Below are 21318 nucleotides of genomic sequence, written 5' to 3' on the forward strand. Positions count from 1 at the left end.
GCGGCGGCACTGGTGGGACCGGCGGCGGTACTGGCGGCACAGGTGGCGGCACCGGCGGGACGGGTGGTGGCACTGGCGGCGGAACAGGTTCGACAACCACCCCACTGATCACTGGCCAGATCGCCGGCACCCTCGGCACCACCGTAGGCAATGTAGGCACAGCGGTGGGTGATCTCGGCGGCACCCTGACCGCGGTTCCGATCGTAGGCACAACAGCAGGCGGGCTGGTCACCTCGGTCGGCACGGCTGTCAACACCATCGGCACCGGAGTCACAACAGGCTTGGGTTCCCTGGGGACCAGCAGCAACTCGCTGGGCATTACGGTCGCAGGTGTCGGCGGCGGCGTTGCTGACTTGGGCAGCGGCCTTTCGACCACCGGCCAATCACTGTCGACCACCCTCGGCGGTGTACCCGTCGTCGGCGGCCTGACAGGTGGCGTAGGCACTGCAGTCGGCGGCGTAGTGGATAAAGTCGGCACTACGGTAACCATGCTCGGCGATACCCTCAGTACCGCCAGCACCACCGGCCCATTGGGCTCGTTGACCAACACCCTCGGCGGCAAAGTAGTGGTGCCTGTGGTATCGCTGGTGGAAAACACCACCGGCAACCTCGGTACGGCAACCGGCCTGGGCACTCCAGTCAATGGCCTGCTGGATAAAGTCGGCTCGACGGTCACCAGCCTGGGGACTCAAGTCGCCAGTACTGGCGGTACCGGCAACCCTGTCACTACCGTGGTCGGCAGCGTGCTGACTGGCGTTGGCGGCACGCTCGACAAGTCTGGCGGCTATGTCGCCCCAACCGGTGGCACCGCAGCTCCCGGCATTCCAGAACTGGTCGGCGGCCTGGTCAGCAACGTCGGTACCGGCCTCAATGTCGGCAACACCAACGGCACGGTCAGTGCAGCGGGTGTAACCGGTGGCGCGCTGGGCAACACCATCGCTTCGGTAGGGACTGTGCTGGGTGGTACAGGTGTCGCCAACACAGGCGCCACGGCACCAGTCGCGGCAGTGGCAACCAATGTCGGCGCCGCGCTTAACCCGGTCACATCCGGCGTCACCGCGCTGACGCAAAACATCGGTACTACCACTGGCGTTGGCGCTCCGGTCAACGGCCTGGTGACGCAAGTGGGAGGTGCTGTCAGCAGCGTAGGCACCAACCTGACTGCCGCCAATGCCAACCCGATCACCAACGCAGTGGGCACCACCGTAACGGCTGTCGGCAACACTGTAGGTTCGGTGGGTGGCTTGGTCACCGGCGGCACTACCGGCACCAGCGGTGGCCTGCTCGGTGGCTTGAACATCGGCGCCACCACCACGACCACAGGCACTGCCACAACCACCGGCGGCACTACAGCCACTGGCGGTCTGGGCGGTTTGTTGAACGGCCTGACCGGCAAATAGAAATGCACCTGGCCGATTAGACGGCCTCCCCTACAGCGCCTACGCTTGGTTGAGACGAGAGACCCTAAATAAGTCTCTCGTCTTTTTTATGGGCGACGCCTTGTGTGATGAGCCGCCACCCTCCCGAACCGAGTCCCAGAACCCGGCGGGCCCGAAGCGCTGCTGCAGTTGACCATGGAGTGTCCTATGCGCGTATTAACGCCGTTGTTAATGCTAACCCTCAGCGCTTACGCCCAGGCCGAGCCCCTTCCCAGCTTTTTGAACAGCAATGACACCGTGCGCACCTTGCCGGTACCCAACCTGCCCGCCGATGCCTATCGACCGGCCACACCACAAACCCAAGTGCCTGAAACACCGCCGACTGCCGGCCAGCCCCTGTTGATGGACACCAAGGTCACCATTCGCAAGCTGCAGATCGAAGGCGGCACCATTTACCCGCTGACCGAGACGGCCCAAGTCTACGCACCGCTGATTGGCCGTGAGACCAACCTCGCGCAATTGATCGAAGCAACCCGTGGCATCACCCGCCGCTACCAGGAGGACGGCTACCTGTTGTCCTACGCGTTCCTGCCACAGCAGAATTTCGAAAACGGCCTGGTCCGCGTTGTTTTGGTGGAGGGTTACATCAAGGACTACCAGCAAACCGGCGACATCGGCTCGGTGTCGGCCTACGTCGACAAACTGGCGAAAAAACTGTTGGCCGAACGCCCGCTGACGCGCAAGACCTTCGAGCGCTACACCACGCTGATGAGCCGCATTCCCGGCCTGACCGTACAAGCCCAGGTGCCACCGCCCGGCACCACCGATGGCGCCACGCACATGCAGATCCAGGCCAGCCGCAAACCTTTCACCACCAGCATGAGCCTGGTGCAGAAAAGCCGTGGCGGTACGCAAGCCTTGCTCAGCGCCACCAGCAATTCGCAAACGTTCATGGGCGAACAACTGACCGTCAGCGGCCTGTTCCCGCCCGGCGAGGACAAAGAGCATTACTACCGTGTGGACTACAACCAGTTCATCAATGCCGAGGGCACCCAACTGGCACTCGCTGCCGAACGTTACCGCGCCGACCCCAACAGCAGCGTGCAACTGGACGGCGGCTTCGAGCTCAAGCCGCACCAGTCGATCGATCGCTATTCCATCGGCCTGAGCCACCCGTTTATCGCCTCTCCCACCGAGTCATTGAGCCTGGGCACACGCCTGTACGTGGTGGACCAGACCACCCGTTACAAGCTGGTGGGCTACCCGCTGAGTTTCGACATCGAATCCAACCTGCGCGCCCTCGCCTTCGAGGGTGATTGGCGCAAGGCCGACGCACGCCGGTTACGCATCATCAGCGGCGGCCTGTACCAAGGCATCGACGGTTTGGGCGCCAAGGCGCGCAGTGACCTGGACGTGGCAAAACCCGACCTCGATTTCTTCCGCCTGCGCCTCTCCGGCGTGCAAAGCGACAAGTTCTTCGACAACTGGCAAGGCGTGCTCTCAGGTGCGTTGTACTGGAGCAACAACACGCTGCCTGACAGCGAACGTGCCACCTTCGGCGGGCAAAATTTCGGGCGTGGCTATCCTGATGATCAAGGCTCGGGCGACAAGGGCTGGGGGGTGGCGTACGAGGTCAACTACAGCTTCAACCGTGCTGGCAACTGGGTGAAGGTTTTGCAACCCTACGTGGTGCTCGACCGCGCCAAGACCTGGTTCAACGACCTGCCGGTCAAGGCCAGCGACATGTCTTCGGCGGCAGTGGGGTTACGCTTTGGCGATAACAAGTACTACAACATCGCCCTGGAGGCGGCCAAGCCGATGTCGGATATCGCCCTGGACAGTTTTAACCGCAGGCCACGGTATACGCTGAGTTTCAGTTATCAGCTTTGAGGAGCTTGATGCCTTGATCATTTGTTGGATCAGACTCGGTGAACATGTGGGAGGGGCGGTGCGACGATTCGACTTGCTCCCGATGGCGGCCTCAGGGCCGACCAGGATGTTGGATTAGACCGAGTACATATCCGTTATTTAGGTAACGGCCACTATTGGTTCCGCTTTTACAGCGGGTCACTTTTGGAAAAGAGCCCCAAAAGTAACCAAAAGGGCTCTTGCCCCACCACTCGGCACCTCGCTTAGGCTCGGTGTGCCCGTAATCCGCCATGGATTTGGGGGGCCGCCGCCACGCGCCATCCATGGCGCGGGGCGGCTAAACCGGCATCCCTGCCGGTTTACCCCCCAAATCCCTGTCGAGTTCCGGCCAGCGTGGTTTAACGGGGCGCCTGAGATCAAAAGCAGATCAGGATCAAGAGCGGCTCGCTTCGCATCGTGGTTACGGTTGGCTGCGGCTACACAAGCTGTGTCCATACCCATGCTTATCGGGGGCAAGCCCCCCTCCCACATTTTGACCGAGGTGTATTAGTTCAATACCTGTCAGTTGTCAGGCAGCACTCGCATTTGATCCATCGATCAATGAGGCTTCGAGGGGGGAAACAAGTTATCCAGCGTATCAATCAACCGCACCAGATAGATCGGCTTGCGAAATAGATCCAGCACCTGCAAGCGCAGCATATCGCTGACATCATCCATCTCGGCATGACCGGACATCACGATCACAGGCAAATGCGAGCGAGAGGTATGTTCGCGCAGGCGCTTGATCAAGGAGATACCACTTTCCTCGGGCATACGCAGGTCGGTGATAACCAGGGCGATATCGGGATTAAGTGTCAGTTCTTGCAGGGCAAAAGTAACGGACATGGCGGTAAAGCAGACGAATCCCTCGTTTTCGAGGGATTCGGCCAACTCGATCAGCGCATCCTCCTCGTCGTCCACCAATAGGATTTTTTGGCGGGATGACGAGGGGTTGCTCATGGGCAGTACCTGATAAAAAGAATCACCGGAACGAGAAACTGCGACACTTATCGTTATCCTGCGTCCGGTAGACCATCAGACACTTGTTGGAACACGCCTTTTATTTTATCTCCAATCTCAGTGCCGAACGTGATGATAGCCAACGCAACAAGGGCCACAATAATCACATATTCAATAGCCGACGCCCCGTCTCTGCGACGCAGAAATAACTGGGCATGAATGTAAAACTTCAAGAACAGGTCAAGGATCATAGGAAGATCTCCTTCATGCGCCACAAAGCGCCGTTACAGCTGGCCCGCACGATGATTGCCGTGTGCCACTAGAGCATTGTCAAGAAATTTAACACTCACAACTGTAAGAACGCATTAATCACAAAGTATTAGTCGCCGCAAACACGCCGCACATCCTGCATTTACAGGACCACCCTTGAACCTCAGATAATTTTTTCGTTCGGTAATGGCATTTTGTCCTAGCTGAGCTACCTTCAAATAGCCAAATCGTTAGTTGTTCATCACAGCCAAGTTGCGAATTTAACTCGTTTGAAGTAACGGGAAAAAAGCCGTGCAACAGGATAGGGAGAGCCGTCATGAACAGTCGCATCAGCATGGTCCTGGCTGGCTTGCTGCTTGTTGGGGCTTTGATTGCAGGGTATTGGGGCCTGGTGCTTAGCCGTTCTCCAGTGCCAGTGGCGGCCCCATCACCAGAACCTGTCATTTCCGTTGAAAAAACCGTCGCCGTCGTCGAGGACCAGACCCGCCAGCCGGTGGTGGTGCTGGTACACGCGGTGCCGCCTTTCGTCGCTCTCACTGCCGCCGATGTGGCGGTGGAAAAACTGCGCACCGTCCCGGCCGGGAGCCTCACTAGTCTCGACCAGGCCATCGGCCGCGCGCCTTTGCGTGCCCTGGGTGCCGGCACCTGGCTGAACGAAGAAAGCTTCACCGCCGGCGGCCCCCTGGCCCGCATGATCCGGGCGAATGAACGCGCCCTGGCCGTGGCTGTCGATGAAGTCATCGGGGCCGGTGGCCAGTTGAGCCCCGGCGATTACGTCGATGTGTTGCTGTTCCTGCGCCAGGACAATGCCAATGCCGAGCAGTCGGCACAGGTGGTTATTCCGGCGATTCGCTTGCTCAGCGTCGGCGATCAACTGGGCCTGGCCAACGACGGCCAACCCGCAGTGCCGCCACCGGCCACCGCCGAAGAACGCGCCCAGGCGGCCCAACGCCGTACCTCCGCGCGTAGCGTCGTGCTGGCAGTGCCAGAACCGCTGCTGAGCCGGCTGATGCTCGCCTCCCAGGCCGGCACGTTGCGCCTGGCCGTGCGCAGTGCCGATGAGCAACTGCTCAGCCGCTACTGGGCTGGCGAAAGCGATACCCCGGACAAAGTGCAAAGCGCCAACCGCGACCTCTACCAATTCACTCAATTGGCCCTCAGCGGACCGCCGAAGAAAATCGCCCCCACGGTTGCCGACACCGGCCAGCGCCGCGGCATCGAAGTGATTCGCGGCGCAGCCTCAGCACCCCAAACCCCCTGATTGAACAAGGATGCCTTGAATGAGCCAACGCTACGCTCAATTGGCCTTGGCCTTGATGCTGCCGTGCTTGCCCGTGGGCGTGGCGATGGCAGCACCGGGTAACTGCAACACCCTGGGCCAACTGCCCGCTGTGGTCGAGGTGGGCGAAGGTTTGCAAACCGAACTGCACTCGCCGGTGGCGATCACGCGCCTGGCCATTGGCGACCCGAAAATCGCCGACGTGCGGGTCAATGGCGACCGCAATTTCCTGCTGACCGGCGTCGGCACCGGCGCCACCAGCCTGATGGTGTGGACGAGCTGCTCGACCGGCCCGCGCCAGAGCATGGTGTTCGTCAAGGGCAAGGCCACTTCGGCGCTGACCAGCCAATCGCTGTCGCCCTCCGAGGACCCGACACTGCCCAGCCAAGTGCAGACCGACATCCGCTTCGTCGAAGTCAGCCGTACCAAGCTCAAGGAAGCCAGCACCAAGATCCTCGGCATGGGCAAGAACTTCTTCCTCGGCAGCCCCGACCTGCTGTCTCCAGCCGAGAGCGTGTTCAAATTGCCGGTGAGCGCTGACAGCTTCAACATCGGTTTCGGTGGTGGGCGGGTCAAGGCATTGATCAACGCGCTGGAGAGCAGCGGCTTTGCCTACACCCTGGCGCGCCCGAGCCTGGTGGCCATGAGCGGCCAGAGCGCGACCTTCCTGGCCGGTGGTGAAGTGCCGATCCCGGTGCCCAGTGCCGGCAGCGATACCATCACCATCGAATACAAGGAGTTCGGCATTCGCCTGACCCTCACGCCCACGGTTATCGACCACAACCGCATCGCCCTGAAAGTCGCCCCGGAAGTCAGCGAACTGGATTACAACAATGCGATCCGCATCGAGGGCATTCAGGTGCCGGCCCTGACCGTGCGACGTACCGACACCAGCGTATCGTTGGCCGATGGCGAAAGCTTCGTGATCAGCGGCCTGATCAGCAGCACCAACCGCTCCACCATCGCCAAGCTTCCGGGCCTGGGCGATATCCCGATCCTTGGCGCGTTTTTCCGTGACTCCAATATCCAGAGCGAAGAGAAAGAGCTGCTGATGATTGTCACCCCGCACCTGGTTCGACCCTTGGCGGCCAATGCGCAATTGCCGTCCTTGCCCGGCGAAAAACTGCGCAACTATGACCCGAACTGGTTCCGCCTGTTCTTCCTGGAAAACGGCAACTTCGACCGTCGCAGTGGACTTTCCCAATGAGCGATAGCCTGAGCCAGACCTTCCTGGCAATCACCCGCAACAGCACCGACCTGGAATGGCTCCAGGGTGCGCTGGCACCGCTGGGTCAAGTGATCAGCGTGGGCGGCGGCAGCCTCGACGAACTGCTGGCGCTGGTGGACGTGACCTTCGCCAACCTGGTGTTCGTGGGCCTGGACCGCGAGCACCTGGTGGCCCAAAGCGCCTTGATCGAAGGCGCACTGGAAGCCAAACCGATGCTGGCGGTGGTCGCGCTCGGCGATGGCATGGATAACCAATTGGTACTCAACGCCATGCGCGCCGGCGCCAGGGACTTTGTCGCCTATGGCTCGCGCTCCAGTGAAGTCGCCGGGCTGGTGCGGCGCCTGAGCAAACGCCTGCCGCCCACCGCGCCCAATGCCCACCTTGGCGGCCTGACCGTGCTCTACGGCGCCCAGGGCAATACCGATGGCGCCCTGCTCGCCAGCCACCTGGCGATGGTGGTGCAAAAGAGCGGCCAACAAACCCTGCTGCTCGACCTCGGCCTGCCCAAGGGCGACAGCCTCGCGCTGCTGGGCCTGGAGAGCACCTTCAATTTCGGCGACGCCTTGCGCCACCTGCGCCGCCTCGACACCACACTGATCAACAGCGCGTTCACCAGCACCGACACGGGCTTGCGCATCCTCGCCTACGCCGGCAACGAAGAGCCCCTGGAAGTGACCAGCGCCGCCGAGCTGTACATGCTGCTCAGCGCCCTGCGCCAGCACTTCCAGCACATCGTGGTGAACCTCACCGGCCAGGCTGACAGCGAAGCGTTGCGCACCTTTGTCAGCCACTGCGACAAGCTGCTGTGGTGCACCGACCAGGGCGTACTGGACTGTCGCCGCAACCTCGCGGTGCTGAACCTGTGGCGCGAAAAAGGCATGAAACTCGACCATGCCAAGCTGCTTGTCGACCGCTATATCAAAGGCTGCGCGCCCGACACCGAAGCCCTGGAAAAAAGCTTCGGCCTTGAGTGCATCGCCGTATTGCCGCTGAGCCCCGAAGTGCGCCTGAACGCCAAGAACCAGGGGCAAAGCCTGTTCACTTTGGCGCCACGCGAAGCCTTGACCCAAGCCCTGCGTCAGCTGGGTGAGCGCCTGGCGAAACGCTCCGAGGGCATTGCAAAACCCTCGACGCGCTGGTTCGAGCGCCTGTTGGGGCCAGGTCGATGAACGGCGAAAAACTCTTCGGCGCCCCAACTCGCGGCGCCGCCGCGCACAACGATCACGACGGCCTGAAACTGGTGCTGCATCGCTACATCATCGACGCCATCGAGGAGTCCGGACAGAATTTGCTGGAAGGCTCGCGCCAATCCCTGGCGCAATTTGTCATCGACAAAGTCGCCGAATACATCACGCGGATGCACCTGGCGATCTCGCGCTATGAAATGGAGCGCCTGGCCGAAGAAATCGTCGATGAGCTGACCGGCTTCGGCCCACTGGAAGTGCTGCTGCGCGATGTGTCGGTGACCGAGATCCTGGTCAACGGCCCGCACCGGGTGTTTATCGAACGCGACGGTGTGCTGTACCAGAGCGACCTGCGCTTTATCGATGCGCACCATGTGGAGCGCGTCATGCAGCGCATCCTTGCGCCACTGGGGCGGCGCCTGGATGAATCCTCGCCAATGGTCGATGCGCGCCTGCCCGACGGCAGCCGGGTCAACGCGATCATCCCGCCGATTGCCCTGGATGGGCCCTGCCTGTCGATCCGAAAGTTTCGCAAGGACATGCTCAAGAGCAGCGACCTGGTGGCGATGCAAACCATAGACCACAGCATCTTCGAGTTCTTCCAGGAGGCGGTGGGCAAGCGCTGCAATATCCTTATCAGTGGCGGCACCGGTACCGGCAAGACCACACTGCTCAATATCCTCAGCCAATTGATCAACCCCCATGAGCGCCTGGTCACTATCGAGGATGTGGCCGAACTGCAACTGGGCCACCCCCATGTGGTGCGCCTGGAAACCCGCCCGCCCAATGCCGAAGGGCATGGCGAGGTCAAAGCCAGCGACCTGATCCGTAACGCCCTGCGGATGCGCCCCGACCGCATCATTCTTGGCGAAATTCGCGGCGTGGAAGTACTCGACGTGATGACCGCCATGAACACCGGCCACGATGGTTCCATGAGCACCGTGCACGCCAACAATGCCCAGGACGCGCTGCTGCGCCTGGAAACCCTGGTGGGTCTGACCGGGCGCGTGGTGGCGGAAAAAACCCTGCGACAAATGATCTGTGCGGCACTCGATGTGGTGATCCAGCTGACACGCCTGCCCGATGGGCGCCGATGCGTCAGCGAGGTGGTGGAAGTGGTGGGCGTGCGCGATGACGTGTATGTCACCAATACCCTGTTTCGCCTGGACCGCCGTACCGGTTTTGGCTTCCTGCGCGAGGCGCTCAACCCGGCCGGCGACAAGCTGCGGCGTGAATCGGCATTGCCGTTGTAGAGGGCACCATGACCGGACTTATCTTGCTGCTCATCTGCATCCTGCTGATCAGCCTGTCGGTGTGGCTGTTCCAGCGCGGGCTGCGCCAGGCGGGCACCGACCGCGTGCTGGAGCGTCTCGCCGACGGCCAGCCGTTGCCCCAGGAACCGAACGGCAGCTGGATTGCGCTGGAGCGCATGTTCCAGCGTGCCGGCCTGGGCAAACCCACCGATCGCCTCGGGTTGTGGCTCTGTTGCTGGGCCGTGGGCATGTTGCTGGGCTACCTGCTGGCCGACTGGCTGGGTTTGCTCACCCTGTTGATAGCGCCGCCGCTGCTGCTGCGCTTGTACATTGCCTGGCGCTACCAGCGACGCGTGCAGCGCATGATCGAACAATTGCCGCAACTGCTGGACCACAGCGTGCGCAGCCTCAAGTCGGGCCGTACCCTCGCCGATGCCGTACTGGGTGCTATCGACAGCACCGAGGCGCCACTCAAGCAGGCCATGAGCCGCATCCAGCGCAACGTGCAGATGGGCGTAAGCCTGCCGGAATCTGTCAGCGACTTTGCCGAGTTCTATGAACGCGATGAGTTTCGCCTGTTTGCCCTGGGCTTGAAGGTCAACCACCGCTACGGCGGCAACGCCAGTGAATTGCTGGAGAACCTGATCAAGATGATTCGCGAGCGTGAGCAGGGCGCACGCCAACTCAAGGCCATGACCGGTGAAACACGCATGACCGCTTATGTGTTGGCGGGCTTGCCCATCGTCATGGTGGGCTACTTCCTGATGGTCAACCCGGGTTATCTGATGAGCATGTGGAATGACGGTACCGGGCGCTATTTGTTGCTGGCCGCGGTGGCGCTCGACATCACGGGCACCTTCGTCATGTGGCGCATGTTGCGGAGTATTTGAAATGGCGATTCTGATCAGCATCCTGCTGTTGCTCGCCGCCGTCGCCTTGATAGCCGGCAACCTGCTGGAGCAACGGCGGCGCCAGCGCATGGTCAGCCAGCGCCTGCAAGGCCACCTGACCCGCGAAGACAAACTCGGCAGCCTGATGCGCCAACTGGGCGCAAGCCAGGTGGCCCAGCGCTCGGTCAGCCTGGACAACGAAACACAGACCCTGCTCAACCGTGTCGGCTGGCGCAAGGCCAACCAACGCTCGATGTTTGCCGCCTGCCAGGTCGGCGTACCGATCGTGCTGCTGGGCCTGACCCTACTGGGCCAGCAACTGCTGTTCCCCCATGCCGGCTCGCCGTGGATCGCGCCGGCGGTGGCCCTGGGGATTGGTTACCTGCTGCCCAAGCGCGTCCTGGCCCTCAGCGCCAAATATCGCCAGGAACGCATTGCTCGGGAAATCTCCACGTTCATTCCACTGCTGCGCATCCTGTTCGAATCCGGCATGGCGGTTGAGCAATCACTGCGAGTGTTGAGTACCGAAGCCCAGCGCCTGCTCCCTGACTTGACCCATGAACTGCGCCTGATCCTGGCGCGAGTCGACTCGGGCCTGGAGCTGTCCGAGGAGCTGGGCAAGACCGCACGCCTGCTGGCGGTGGACGAGCTCACCGACACCTGCATCATTCTTCAGCAACTGATTCAGCAGGGCGGCGGCGCGATGAAGTCGCTGCTGGCGCTCAAGCAATTGCTCGATGACCGCCGTCTGACTCGCCTGCAGGAATACATCTCGAAAATGTCGGCGAAGATGTCGGTGGTGATGATGGTGTTCCTGTTTCCAGCCTTGCTGATTGTGCTCGGGGGCCCGGCCATGATCGCCATCTCCCGCGCCCTGAATAACTTCTGAGGAGTCTGTTATGAAGCCACTGATTGTCGCCATAAGCGTGCTGATGCTGGGTGGCTGCGCCAGTAATGGCCAGGCTCCGTGGGCCGGCTTGCTGGCGCCCGGCAGTTGCCCCAAACCCAGCTCGGACCAGGAGCTGTCCTTGAACCTGGCCGACGACATGGCCAACGAAGGCAAGCTGCACGCCAGCCTGGCCAACCTGCAAAACCTGCCCGCTACCTTGCCTCAGGTGCGCCAGCGCCAGGCCCGCGCCTATCGCCTGCTGGGCCGCACCGAGGCCGAGCCGTTGTACCGCAGTTTGCTCGGCACCTGCCTGGCCGCCGATGGCGAGCACGGCCTGGGGCAACTGGCATCGGCCAAGGGCGACAATGGCCAGGCCATGGCCCATCTGCAACGTGCGGCACGCCTGGCGCCCACCGACGAAAAAATCCGCAATGACTTGGGCGTGGTGTACCTCGATCAACTGCGCCTTGAAGACGCACGCTTTGAATTCATGACCGCCATCGAACTCAAGCAGAGCGATCAATTGGCGGCGGTGAACCTGGTGACCTTGCTGATTTACCAGGACAACTGGGAGCAGGCCGCAAAAGTGGTCGGCCAACTCGGGCTGAGCCCCGAGCAAGTGACGCAGGCCCAGGCACGCGCGCAACGCATCAAGGGTGCGGCTGCGGCAACGGTCCGTCCATCCAAAGACCAGGTAGCGGCCGTCAGCGACACGCTGCCGGCGTCTGTGAAATAGGGAGCCGATGATGAAACTCCATTACCTCGCCAGCCTCGCATTGCTGGCCCTGCCCTACGCAGCATCGGCCATCGAGGCTGGACCGTCTTCGCCGCAGCAGGCGGAAACAGAAAACTGGATGGCCCTGCAACTCAGCGGGCGCGCAGCCTCGGCCAACCCGCAAAAGACCACGCCGGCGGAACGCGAGCAGGCGCTGAAGCGCTGGCTGGACAGCAACAAGCATCCGATCCCGGAGTTCTTTGATCAGAAGGTGGGCGGGTCTGCGCAGAGCGGGAATAAATAGGGTGACTGTGGGAGGGGGCAAGCCCCCTCCCACATTGAATCTCTACCTGCTTTTGCTCTGCCGTTGACTGGGCTTTCAGTGCGCCGTCACCCGCTGGCCCATCGCCGAGTTGCTCGGTGACAACGCCAGCGCCAACTGTGTGCGATTGTGCATATGGGTCAGGCGCAGCACCTGGGACACATACAGCTTGACCGTGTTCTCGGTGATCCCCAGTTCACAGGCAATCTGGTAGTTGGTCTGCCCCTTGCCGACCAGGCGCGCCACGTCCAACTGGCGCGGAGACAACTGATTGAAGATCGCCGGGATTTCCACTGGCCCGGCTTCGTCAGCCATCGCCTCGCCGTCGCTGGCCTTGGGCGCCGGGTTGCGCCGCACCTTGTCCAGGTCCATATACAAGTCATTGATGGATTCGGACAGGTACTGCAACTTCTGGTTAAGCGTACCCAGTTGCAGGTCCTTTTGCCGCTCCTCCAATGCCGCTTCCTGGCGCTTGAGGCCTTCGAGCAGTTCATCCAGGTTGATCGGTTTCTGGTAGTAATCGGCGATCCCTGCACGCAGGGCCTTGATCACATCCTGCTTTTCGGCGCGCCCGGTGAGCATGATCGCTTCAAATGCACGATGCTTGCCGGCGACGCGTTGCAACGCCTGAACCAGTTCGATGCCATCCATGTCCGGCATATGCAGATCGCACAGCACCAGGCCGATCAGAGGGTCTTCGCTGAAACGCTCTATAGCTTGTTTGCTGGACTCGCACGGGACACAACGGTACCCGCTGCTTTCAAGAAATTCACAGAGTTCCTCTACGATTAACGGTTGGTCGTCGACTACGAGCACTTTTACTGCAGATGTAAGCTTGTTCACGCGCTACTCCATGCCTGGCAAGCCAAAAGGTGACCTATCCTTTCTGACGAAAAATCCCACAACCACTCATTAAACGTAGACGTACTTTCTGACTATGTACATACGACTAATCAACTCGAACGACTAGTGGATCCAAAGCCAGCAGGCGGCATAACCTGTCAGAACAAAGGGTGCAAAAGGCTGTTTTGTTGACACCTGCGCGTCCCGCTCTACATGGCTTGAGCTAAGCCCTTGATGCATAAGTGCCCAAGCCACGATGGCGATGCCCGCGCCAATCAGAGACCCCAGCAGATACTCGGTATTGGAGGCCAGGCCCAGGGCTGCCAACAACTTCACATCCCCGGCGCCGAAGCGGCCCAACGCATAACCCGGCAGGGTCAGGGCGAGCGCCAGCACCAGGGCCAGGCCGCCATCGCTACGTGGAGCACCGAGCCACGTCGAGCCGGTCCACAGCAGGTAGATCAACGCCAGTAATCCGACGCCCAGGGTCAGCGTATTAGCAATTTGCCGCTCACGCATATCCTGTAAAGCGCACAGCCCCAACCACAGCAATATCACTACATTCTGGATCACGTAAAAAACATCCCTTTTTGCCGAATGATTCTATGCTGATATCAGGTACTCGCCTCAGGGTAGACGCAGTCATGAAATCAGGCCTCCCGAGAAAGCAAAAAGGTGCGGCGGCGATCGAGTTTGCCTTGGTCTTCGTAATCTTCTTTGCGGTGTTCTACGGCCTCCTCAGCTACAGCTTGCCGCTGCTGCTGATGCAGTCGTTCCACCAGGCGGCGGCAGAAGGCGTGCGCCGCAGTGTGTCACTGGACCCAGGCACCGCAGGCTATTCGGCTTTGGTTGTGCAGCGCGCCAAAGATGCAGCCCAGGCGCAGTTGAACTGGATCCCCGGCTCCTTGAATTTTTTGCCCGGCTACATCACCGCCACTTACACCAATAACTTGCTGACGGTGAAAATCACTTATCCATCAGCCAACATCAAAGCGGTATTGCCGGCCCTGGTATTGCCTGGCGTTGGCACCGTTCCGAACCTGCCCACCAACCTGACCGCTACCTCGAGCCTTCAGTTTTGACGACGGGGGATAAATTGTTCGCACGCCTGCGCGGGCGCAGCAGCGCCTTGGCCCTGGATGCCCCGGCAACGCCTGCGCCGGGCCTGCAGTTGCAACTGGACAACCTGGGCCAAGTGCTAAGCATTGCCGGTAGCCTGCGGCCTCTGCTCGACCAACACCTGGTCAACACGCCCAACCCGCCGTTGCGCACATTGCTGTGCCCAAGCAGCGCGCTGAGTGTCGAAGGTGCACCGCCGCAATGGCAACGACAGGGTCTGGACCTGGACTTTCAGGGTGCCGCCGGCCTGGTTCTGCACACCCGCGGCTGGCTTGAGCCAGAGGGCGACGGCTGGGCCCTGCGTCTGCTGGATGTCACCGACCTGCTGGCCGACCGGGCACGGATGCAACAGCGCGAACAGAACCATCAACTCGCTAGCCTGATGAGCGAACAACTGCGCGTGTGCAGCGTCAACCGCCTGCCACAGGTGTTCAACGAGCACCTGCGCAGCGTGGCCCAGCGCTGGCGCATACCTTGCGTAGCGATGGCGCTGCTCGACGAAGACGATCAGGGTTGGCGCATCTACAGCCAATACGCCGCCCATGATGCCCCGGCCCTGTGGCAAACCGGGCAACATCTTGGCACCAGCCTCGACAGCCTGAACGGCAACATGCCTCTGAACCTGGACATTGCCCTGGGCCGCAGCGAGAACCCGCGCCTGCACAGCATCTTCGGCAACGTCGGCGGTTTGCTGGTGCCCTACCGCGACAGCCACGGCGTGGCGGCCTGGTTGTTGTGTGGCTGCTACGACGGCCAGGTGGATCACACCCGCGAACGTGACTGGCTCACCCTGTGCGCCGCCCTCGCCGCGCCACTGCTGAGCCGCCTGCGTGAACAGCGCCACCACCAACAACTGGAACGGGTGGAAGCCTTGCAGGGCCTGCTCGGCACCGGCTGGTGGGAACTGTTGCCCGCCACCCAAGAGATCCAGCTGGCGCCACAACTGCTGCGCAACCTGAGCCAGGAGGACGGCCCCACCCGCCAGGCCCTCGACACCTGGCTCGGATTGATCCACCCCGCCGACCGCCAAGCCCTCAATAGCCGCCTGCAAGATCTGCAAGCCCTGGGCAAGCCGTTGCTGACCAGCGTACGCCTGCAACGCACACAGGCCGAGCAGGCGCCGCTCTGGTATCGCATACAGGGGCAAGTGCTGGGCGTGGGCAGTGAGCGGCGCTGGATCGGCTTCATGCTCGACATCAGCGACATCAAGAACCAGCAACTGCAAGCCGCCTCCGCCCATGCGCGCCTGGACAACCTGATTGCCAGCTCACCGGCGGTGATCTATGTACAGCGCTACGTCAACGGCGCGCTGCACCCGGCGTTTTTCAGCGCCAGCCTGTTACCGCTGCTGGGCTGGACCTTGGCCGAGTGCAACCACGACACCCTGGCAACGCTGATCCACCCCGACGACCGCGAACTCTACTTTGAACGCACCCGCCAACTGCTGCGCGAAGGCACCGTGCGCAGCCGCTACCGGTTGCGCGATAAACAAGGCCATTACCACTGGCTGCTCGACGAAGCCAAGCTGTTGCGCGATGACCTCGGCCTGCCGGTGGAAGCCGTGGGCCTGTGGCTGGACGTGACCGAAGCGACCCTGGCGGCTGAGCAAGTGCGCCAGAGTGAGGAGCGCTACCGCATCCTGGTGGAAGACTCACCGGCAATGATCTGCCGCTACCGGCCCGACCTGATCCTGACCTTCGGCAACACGCCGCTGGCCAACTACCTGGAATGCCAGCCCGCCCAATTGCCGGGCATTGACCTAGGCCAATGGCTGTCGGATGAACAGCGCGCGTCCTTTGTGCAACGCATCGCGCGATTGACCCCCGAATTCCCGGTCAGCACCGCCGAGATCAGCCTGCAACTGCCCGGACGCGAACATGCCTGGTGGGTGTGGTCCGACCGTGGCGTGTTTGATCAGCAAGGCACCCTGGTGGAAGTGCAAGCCGTGGGCCGCGACAACACTGAAGTGCGCCGCTCACAACAACAACTGACCCAAAGCGCCAAAATGGCCACCCTCGGCGAAATGGCTACCGGCCTGGCCCATGAGATCAACCAGCCGCTGAACGTAATGCATATGGCCGTCGTCAACGTGCTCAAGCGCCTGGGCAATGGCGATGTGCAAATCGACTATCTCACCGAAAAACTCCAGCGCATCGACGCCCAGGTGCAACGCGCAGCCCGGGTGGTCGACCACATGCGCGTGTTCGGCCGTCGCTCGGAAATCGAGCAGCAACCGTTCGACCCGGCGCAAGCGCTGGAAGGCACCCTGGCGTTGCTCAGCGAAGGCTTGCGTGGCAAAGGTGTGGAAGTGCGCATCACACCTGCGGACTTTGCGGTGCAGGTCAAAGGCTACGTCGATCAGTTGGAACAGGTGCTGATCAACCTGATGGTCAACGCCCGCGACGCGCTGCTCAGCCAGCGCGAAAAGAATCCCGCACTGCGCCCCTGGATTGCCCTGTACAGCGAGCATGACCGCCACCATGTACGCATCTGGGTCGAAGACAACGCAGGCGGCATTGACCCGCGCTTGCTGGAACGGATTTTCGAGCCGTTCTTTACCACCAAGCCAATCGGCGTAGGCACCGGGCTGGGGCTCTCGGTGAGCTATGGGATTGTAGAAAACATGGGCGGGCGCCTGAGCGTCAGCAATGGCGAGGCGGGAGCGAAATTCTGCGTAGAACTGCCCATCGTCCAGGATCAGATCACCAGGTAAGCCCGGCCCATATGGCAGGTGAGGTTGGCGCCAACTTCGGCGTTGCCCAAGTTGATGCCCAAGGCACTGAGCAACGTGTTGACGATGGGATCAAGGATCGGCGACAGCACGTTCTGGATCAGCCCCACCACCGCCGTGGTGATTGTCGCCAGCAGCCCGGCGACGCCAGCCAGCGCACCGTTGGATACGCTGCCGCTGGGCGGTGCGTAAGTCACCTGCAAGCCATTTAAAGTCGCCGCCAGGCTACCGACGATATTGGCTGTGCCCGGCGCGAACTTATAGGTCGGCGGCGCATTCATCTCGGCAACCGGCGAAAACACCATCGTGCTGGTTTGCGCGGCAATGGTGGAGTTGGCCTTCAACAGCAAACCGCCCCCCACATTGGGTGTACGGGTGGGGCTGCACAACAGCGTCAGGACAACACAGTAGCGCTCGCCAAAATCGATCAGCCTGACAGGCTGCACATTGACAGGTGCGGATGAAGAAAAAGCCGCTACCGGATCCACCGTACCAACCGCCAGGGTAGCCAGGGACGTAGTGGTTTTCACCGTCAAGGATTTGGAGGCCGGCGAGTCGCAATTGAAGTCCGTGACATGGGTTTGCGCGCTGCCGGCCTCAATGTAAATGGCCAGCGACGTCGTAACATCAACATCAGCCACATTGCAGGCCACCAGGCATAGCACCCCTCCCACCACTGCCGGCAGGTTGAGGTTCAACAAGCCCTTGACCACTTGAGACACCGGCGTACCCAGCCCCGTCAATATGGAAGCCACGCCGGACACGGCCTTGATAATCGGCGCCTGTACGGTCACCAATGTGCGCACTTGCGCAGTACGCACAAAAATCTGATCGGTCGGAGGGACATTCAATAAGCCCTTCTTCGCCAATGCCGGATTGCCAATGGCCGACAACTGCGGCGGCTCAATGACTTTGGTCTGGATCGAAACGTTGCCCACCAGCGGAATAGCGATTTGCGCCGCCGCACTCACGGCATTCTTGCTGCTGGACAACTGCGCCACCGCTTCGAGCAACTGAAACAGTTGCACATTGGTATTGAGCGCCGCCGTCGGCGTGCCAGTGGCGATGTCGATCAGGTCCCCCACCGTCAACAGCTTGGAATTAGGCGCAATCGCTTCAATAGAAATCACGTCATTGATCACCGACGTGACCGCCGCGCCGTTTTTCTGCAAGACCTTGACGGCGGCATCGATCAACTGGGTAGCGGAGACGGCGGTGTTAAGTAATGCATCGTAGTCTCCAGCCTTTACCTGCAAGTCGATCGCTAACTGGTCCAGATAACTGAGCAGGTTGACGTTGGTCTGCAACAAGCCGTTCCAACCGGCTGCCGTGAGCGACAGGTTGCCCCCCAGCAGGTTGCCGATGACCAGGTTCAGTATTGGCGACTTGCTCGAATCGACACTGGCCAGGCTGCTGCGGATCGACAACTGCGCTACCGGAGGAGGCGTCGCCGCGACAGCGGTGGCGCTCAGGTTGATTTGCGCGGTGATCGGCGCGCCACTAAAGAGGTTCCACAGACCGTTGGCGATGCTGCTCATCACCGTGCGCGAAGCCACCACGCGGATCGCGTCGCTCTTGGTGGCATCGGCGGTAAACACCCGAGTGTTCAGGGCGTTGGTGGCCAGGGTCCCGCACGTTACGGCCAAGGTGCGGCCATTGCCGACCACAAAACCATTGCGCGCAGCGTTTTGCGTGGCGTAGGCGTTGGCCGTGGTGTTGGCGCCGCACTGACCACCGAGGCCGGCCGCTTCCAGCGCCGAAGTATCGGCGACGGACTGCAGCTTGCGCTTTTCCAGATACAGACGCCCGCTGTCGACCGCCAGCAAAGTAAACACCAGGGCCAAGGCCAAGGTGCCTGCCGCCATCAAGCCTATTGCCCCACGCTGCCTGGAACCGAATCGGGGAGACATCGAAGCACTCCTGCGCTAACTCACCGGGGTTGCACTGGAGTGTAGACAAGGGACAGGCAGGTTGCTGGCAACTCGCCACATTGACGACTGATAAAAGTTTCCCTCCCACATTAGTTATCCGATGTTGATTAGTGCGGAGGATAGTTGGAAAGGATTTTGGTCACCGTACTGCGGATGGCCTTGCTGCGATCTTCCGGATTAGGCGTGCTGGCCATCATTTGCTCGTCGCTGCCGCGCCACACCAGTTTGCCGTCCTTGCCGTCGAGCAGGTCGATCTGGATGGTCGCCACTTTATAGGTGATGTTGCGCGTTTCGTTGTACATCGGCGCGCCCCAGTAGCCATTCCATGGGCCGCCCCAGGCGCCGCCGTAGTTGGTGGTGACTTGTTGCTGGCGGTCTTCGACGATCAGGTACGCCTGTACATTCAGGTCGGCCTTGGTACCTGCCGCTGCCGGGCGCAGGCCGCGTTGGTCGAGTTGCTCGCCCACGGCCTGGCGGATGCGCTGCTCGGTGAGGTCGCTCTTGATCCGCGGGTCATCGGGGCGGTACTGCAACGCCGGGTCTTTCCAGGCCCAATTGCGGTAGGCGCCAAAGTCGCGGCTGGCGTCGAAATCGTGGTTGACCTGGTTGCTCTGGCAACCGCCCAGCAACACAACAACAGCAAGTGCAGCGATGCGACCCAACATGATGTTCTCCAGAAAACGACATGAACCTGAAATGAGAATAGCTGCTAACTGGGCGGATAGGCAGCCATTGCCTTCTGCATCGCCTTGCGCAAGCTATCGGCGCGCTCACTCAGGCTGCCCTGGCTGGTGGTTTCTGCGCTGGTGCTCCACACCGGCTGGCGGGTGCGGGCGTCGAACAGGCTGATGCGCGCCACTGCCACCGTCACTTCATAGGTGCGCACCACGGGCACGCTGTTGTACATGCCATAGCCGTTACCATACCGGTTGTAGCCACCGTAGCCGTAGCCATAGTCGTCCTGGACCTGGCGCAAACGTTTCTCCAAACGCACATCGGCACTCACCAGTAGGTCAGGGGCGCGGTTGTCATGCAAGGGGCGCAGGCCGCGCTGGTCGAGGGCGCCGCTGACCGCCTCGGCAATCTGTGCCGAATCGGCCCAGGCCGTACCCGCCGGCAGTTGGCCGTTGAGCCAGCCCCAACTGCGATAGGCGCCATAGTCGCGTACTGGTGCCGGATAGGCGCTGGCATCAAAGGTCGTGGCCGCCTGCGCCGGAGCCGGCGGCATCGGCGCTGAAGCGGCGACGTAAGGGTTGGGGCTGGAGCACGCCCCCAGCCCCAGGGATAACAGGATTAAACCGAGACGACGCATTTCGACCTCCGCAGACTGGGCCGCTTAAACCGGACGGCAGATCCAGTGCAAATAACGCCCAAGCCCGGCAAAGCTTGGGTGACGACGATGAGCGAGCTCCATCTCCAACAAGTCCTGCAAATCGGCGCGGGCCTGGAACTCCATCGGCATGTAGTCGTGAAACACCCGCACCCCACTCTGGCTTTCGACCTGCCACAACCCTTCGAGTTGCGCCGCCAATTCCCGAGGGTCGAGCGGTTGCTGCGGCGTGAGGCTCTGCTTTTCACCGGCCATGTCGTTCTTGCGCATTTTGCGAAAGTGGCCTTTGAGCAGGTTGCGGTAAATCAACGCATCGCGGTTGTAGAAAGCCAGGGACAACCAGCCGCCGGGCAGCGTCAACTGATGCAGCACCGGCAGGATGGCATGGGGTTCGGCCAACCATTCCAACACCGCGTGGCACAGCACCAGATCGTAAGGCTCGGTGAGTTGGCCGAGCAAGTCTTGCCATGGCGCATGAATAAACGTCGCACTTTGGCCGGCGTCGGCAAAACGTTGGCGCGCACCGTCGAGCATCGGCTCAGCGGGTTCGGCCAAGGTCACCTGGTGGCCGCGCTCGGCCAGCCACAGCGACATATGCCCCAGGCCCGCGCCGATATCCAGCACGCGCAACGGACGATCAGGCAACGCTTCAAGCAAGTCAGCCTGAAGCACCGCCAGGCGAATCGCGCCCTTGGCGCCGCCATAGATTTTCTCGGCAAAACGCGTGGCCAACTGGTCGAAATGACGATCACTCATGGGCAAACCGCCGCTCGCTGTCGGCCAACTTGGCACGCACCACTTCATTCATGTCCAGGCCCAGCTCACTGCACAGCAACAGCAAGTACAGCACGATGTCACCGACTTCCTGGCCCGCATGGGCGAGTTTATCGGCGGGAAGCTGGCGGGATTGGTCTTCAGTAAGCCATTGGAAGATTTCCACCAGTTCGGCCATTTCCACACTGGCGGCCATGGCCAGGTTTTTCGGGCTGTGGAACTGCTTCCAGTCGTTGGTATCGCGGATGCGGTGCAGGCGTTCGGTGAGGTGTTCGAGGTTCATTGGGGGGCTCCTGAATGGGTATAGCTTCAG

General features: G+C 61.4%; 21 protein-coding genes. 12 read left to right on the top strand and 9 right to left on the bottom strand.

Features of this window, described 5'->3' with window-relative positions:
• Both E3O56_RS13570 and E3O56_RS13575 read left to right on the top strand, forming a co-directional pair.
• A partial coding sequence (locus E3O56_RS13570) for a collagen-like triple helix repeat-containing protein (RefSeq protein ID WP_248128416.1) occupies positions 1-1400 on the top strand: 1400 nt, incomplete at its 5' end.
• Positions 1401-1586: 186 nt separating this feature from the next.
• Positions 1587-3269, top strand: coding sequence for a POTRA domain-containing protein (locus E3O56_RS13575; protein ID WP_078820198.1), 1683 nt, complete (start codon positions 1587-1589; stop codon positions 3267-3269).
• Between the two features lie 576 nt (positions 3270-3845).
• Here the strand turns inward: E3O56_RS13575 and E3O56_RS13580 are convergent.
• On the bottom strand, positions 3846-4247 hold the full coding sequence (locus E3O56_RS13580; RefSeq protein WP_248128417.1) for a response regulator: 402 nt from the start codon (positions 4245-4247) through the stop codon (positions 3846-3848).
• A gap of 53 nt (positions 4248-4300) precedes the next feature.
• A complete protein-coding gene (locus E3O56_RS13585; RefSeq protein ID WP_248128418.1) occupies positions 4301-4498 on the bottom strand; it encodes a Flp family type IVb pilin in 198 nt (65 codons plus the stop codon).
• 335 nt (positions 4499-4833) lie between these two features.
• On the opposite strand from E3O56_RS13585, the gene cpaB reads away from it, so the two are divergent.
• The 8 genes from cpaB to E3O56_RS13625 are packed head-to-tail and all read left to right on the top strand — an operon-like array spanning position 4834 to position 12259.
• The gene (cpaB, locus tag E3O56_RS13590; protein WP_103733866.1) at positions 4834-5778 is read left to right on the top strand and encodes a Flp pilus assembly protein CpaB; all 945 of its coding nucleotides are present in this window, start codon (positions 4834-4836) and stop codon (positions 5776-5778) included.
• Positions 5779-5797: 19 nt separating this feature from the next.
• A complete protein-coding gene (locus tag E3O56_RS13595; RefSeq protein WP_032878086.1) occupies positions 5798-7003 on the top strand; it encodes a type II and III secretion system protein family protein in 1206 nt (401 codons plus the stop codon).
• Entirely contained in the window at positions 7000-8193 is a 1194-nt protein-coding gene (locus E3O56_RS13600) for a pilus assembly protein (RefSeq protein ID WP_032878087.1), read from the top strand. Before E3O56_RS13595 ends, E3O56_RS13600 begins: the two co-directional genes overlap by 4 nt.
• Positions 8190-9461, top strand: coding sequence for a CpaF family protein (locus E3O56_RS13605; RefSeq protein WP_032878088.1), 1272 nt, complete (start codon positions 8190-8192; stop codon positions 9459-9461). Before E3O56_RS13600 ends, E3O56_RS13605 begins: the two co-directional genes overlap by 4 nt.
• 8 nt (positions 9462-9469) lie before the next feature.
• Positions 9470-10351 carry a type II secretion system F family protein gene (locus E3O56_RS13610; protein ID WP_032878090.1) on the top strand — a complete coding sequence of 294 codons (882 nt, stop codon included), beginning with the start codon at positions 9470-9472 and terminating at the stop codon, positions 10349-10351.
• Between the two features lies 1 nt (position 10352).
• Positions 10353-11240 (top strand): type II secretion system F family protein, encoded by an 888-nt coding sequence (locus tag E3O56_RS13615; protein ID WP_248128419.1) that lies wholly within the window; start codon positions 10353-10355, stop codon positions 11238-11240.
• Between the two features lie 10 nt (positions 11241-11250).
• On the top strand, positions 11251-11976 hold the full coding sequence (locus E3O56_RS13620) for a tetratricopeptide repeat protein (protein WP_078820194.1): 726 nt from the start codon (positions 11251-11253) through the stop codon (positions 11974-11976).
• 10 nt (positions 11977-11986) lie between these two features.
• Complete coding sequence (locus tag E3O56_RS13625) at positions 11987-12259, top strand: DUF3613 domain-containing protein (RefSeq protein WP_032878092.1); 273 nt, start codon at positions 11987-11989, stop codon at positions 12257-12259.
• A 75-nt stretch (positions 12260-12334) separates the two neighbouring features.
• On the opposite strand, the gene E3O56_RS13630 is transcribed toward E3O56_RS13625, so the two are convergent.
• Positions 12335-13120, bottom strand: coding sequence for a response regulator transcription factor (locus E3O56_RS13630; RefSeq protein WP_248128420.1), 786 nt, complete (start codon positions 13118-13120; stop codon positions 12335-12337).
• 123 nt (positions 13121-13243) lie between these two features.
• The gene (locus E3O56_RS13635; RefSeq protein WP_248128421.1) at positions 13244-13693 is read right to left on the bottom strand and encodes a prepilin peptidase; all 450 of its coding nucleotides are present in this window, start codon (positions 13691-13693) and stop codon (positions 13244-13246) included.
• Between the two features lie 71 nt (positions 13694-13764).
• Here E3O56_RS13635 and E3O56_RS13640 point away from each other — a divergent pair, with 71 nt between their 5' ends.
• A complete protein-coding gene (locus E3O56_RS13640; RefSeq protein WP_032878095.1) occupies positions 13765-14202 on the top strand; it encodes a TadE family protein in 438 nt (145 codons plus the stop codon).
• Positions 14199-16952, top strand: a complete 2754-nt coding sequence (locus E3O56_RS13645; RefSeq protein WP_248128422.1) for a PAS domain-containing sensor histidine kinase — start codon at positions 14199-14201, stop codon at positions 16950-16952. Before E3O56_RS13640 ends, E3O56_RS13645 begins: the two co-directional genes overlap by 4 nt.
• On the opposite strand, the gene E3O56_RS13650 is transcribed toward E3O56_RS13645, so the two are convergent.
• From E3O56_RS13650 to E3O56_RS13670, 5 genes are all read right to left on the bottom strand, one after another.
• Positions 16937-18880 carry a pilus assembly protein TadG-related protein gene (locus tag E3O56_RS13650; protein WP_103733869.1) on the bottom strand — a complete coding sequence of 648 codons (1944 nt, stop codon included), beginning with the start codon at positions 18878-18880 and terminating at the stop codon, positions 16937-16939. The two genes, E3O56_RS13645 and E3O56_RS13650, sit on opposite strands and share 16 nt — an antisense overlap.
• Before the next feature lie 128 nt (positions 18881-19008).
• Positions 19009-19566 (bottom strand): DUF4136 domain-containing protein, encoded by a 558-nt coding sequence (locus E3O56_RS13655; RefSeq protein WP_032878099.1) that lies wholly within the window; start codon positions 19564-19566, stop codon positions 19009-19011.
• 44 nt (positions 19567-19610) lie between these two features.
• Positions 19611-20213, bottom strand: a complete 603-nt coding sequence (locus tag E3O56_RS13660; protein WP_248128423.1) for a DUF4136 domain-containing protein — start codon at positions 20211-20213, stop codon at positions 19611-19613.
• 24 nt (positions 20214-20237) lie between these two features.
• Positions 20238-20987, bottom strand: coding sequence for a methyltransferase domain-containing protein (locus E3O56_RS13665; RefSeq protein WP_078820191.1), 750 nt, complete (start codon positions 20985-20987; stop codon positions 20238-20240).
• Positions 20980-21288, bottom strand: a complete 309-nt coding sequence (locus E3O56_RS13670; RefSeq protein WP_003188211.1) for a MazG-like family protein — start codon at positions 21286-21288, stop codon at positions 20980-20982. The genes E3O56_RS13665 and E3O56_RS13670 overlap by 8 nt, the downstream gene beginning before the upstream one ends.
• Positions 21289-21318: the final 30 nt, after the last annotated feature.

Source organism: Pseudomonas sp. W2Aug9, assembly GCF_023127755.1.
Lineage (GTDB): Bacteria > Pseudomonadota > Gammaproteobacteria > Pseudomonadales > Pseudomonadaceae > Aquipseudomonas > Aquipseudomonas synxantha_A.